Here is a 1,615-nt window from a genome sequence, read left to right on the forward strand (position 1 = left end):
AACAAAGCCGTTTATGGACTGGGAGGCGACGACAAGATTTTTCTGGAGATGCACCAGGGGAAAGCCTATGGTGGCGCTGGTGATGACAGGCTGGTGGGGGGAGAAGAACAGTGGGGTGGTGACGGGGATGACAGTCTCGAGCATGCTCTCGGTGAAGTGATTCAGCGGGGAGGGGAAGGTGATGATAGCATTCTCCCCGGTAGCGGATTTGCAGTTATTGACGGTAATACCGGTGATGACACTGTGAAATTGCCCAGCCCTGTGCTTGAGACCCGTTTCAGGGGAATGAAGCAGGTGCAATGTCTTAGTGTTACTTTGGAAGTAGAAACGATCGATATTTTCCACAAGCTGTTATATCACTGCTACGACTGCAGACCAAAAGTAACCTTTAGTTCTCCTGATGTGGTTGCCAAGTTTAATCAGGATAAGCTGAAAACGTGGCTGGGTGAATATCCCTACCTGTTTGAAGTCGATCTCTCAAAACAAACGTTCACCAACCGGCTGATTGAACTGTTTAAGCAGCAGGGCAATGACTTCAGTATTTTGAAGGATCTGTATGATTTGAGCAAAGGTAGCCTTCGGGTTAAGGGTAAGGATAAGGATAATAAGGAAGTAGATATTAACTTTATCAATTATGCGGGTGGCCCAACGGCGTTTCTGGTGCATGATTATTCTGATCTGAAAGCCTGTAAAGGCAAAACGTACACATCCCGAAGTGACTCAGGTTGCCCTGATGATGAAGATGTGGTGCCGTTCAGCGAAGAACTGGACGCTGCTACTTTTGATAAAATCCCTAAATCAGAACTTTATAAAGTGGGCGATGTTGTAATCGGAATTCTTTCCAGAAAAAAAGTTAAGCACTACTCCGGTGGACAGTACAAAAAGCTTTATGAATCGCAGGTTAAAGACAACAACTATTATGCCATGAATGTGGATAAGCATCGCCATCATTCTTTCAACAGCCTTAAGGCTGATGCAAATGAAAAAGTTTATGGCAGTGTCTATGAAAAAAAAATGCCGGGTGGCGGTTGTCAGTTGCTGGCAGAAAAAACCCGCTGTGCAAAATCTTCTGCAGACGACACTCTTGAAAATTGCTGTGTTCATTATGAAGTGATGGGTGTTGATTACATTAACGATGACGATGTTTACAACGGGGTTCTGTATATACATACCAAAGGGTTCACCCAGGGTCAGAGCCGTTCAATCAGCATGTACTTTTTGGGTAAAAGTAATAGTAATAGTAATAAAAAAAAATTACTGATTAAGTTTGATTATGAACAGCTGCTTAAGTTTGCCAATATTAAAACCTCCGTCGATAAGAGTAGTGGGGTGCGTCACACCCACCTTAATTACCCGGTGGTTCGATTTTACGCGGGTCTTATGGATTTTATTGGAACCCATGGGGTCGTCAAAAATATTGAAAACGTGGTTGGCAGTGCTTACAGCACCAAAATAATCGGCGATGACCAGAACAATCTGATGGTCGGTAAGAGTGGCCGTAATTTCTTCAAGGGATTATCTGGCAATGACAGGTTTGTGACCGGAAGTGAGTTTGATATTGTCTATGGCGGAGCCGGGCGGGATACGATCTCTATTGAAGCCTCAGAGAAAAGCC

Annotated in this window: 1 protein-coding gene; it reads left to right on the top strand. The window is 44.2% G+C overall.

Going from position 1 to position 1,615, the window contains the following annotated elements; all coding sequences use genetic code 11:
- On the top strand, positions 1-1,615 hold a 1,615-nt coding region (locus tag KDK19_RS09440), incomplete at both ends, for a calcium-binding protein (RefSeq protein ID WP_306801323.1).

The organism is Endozoicomonas sp. ONNA1, from assembly GCF_024606325.1.
GTDB lineage: Bacteria > Pseudomonadota > Gammaproteobacteria > Pseudomonadales > Endozoicomonadaceae > Endozoicomonas_A.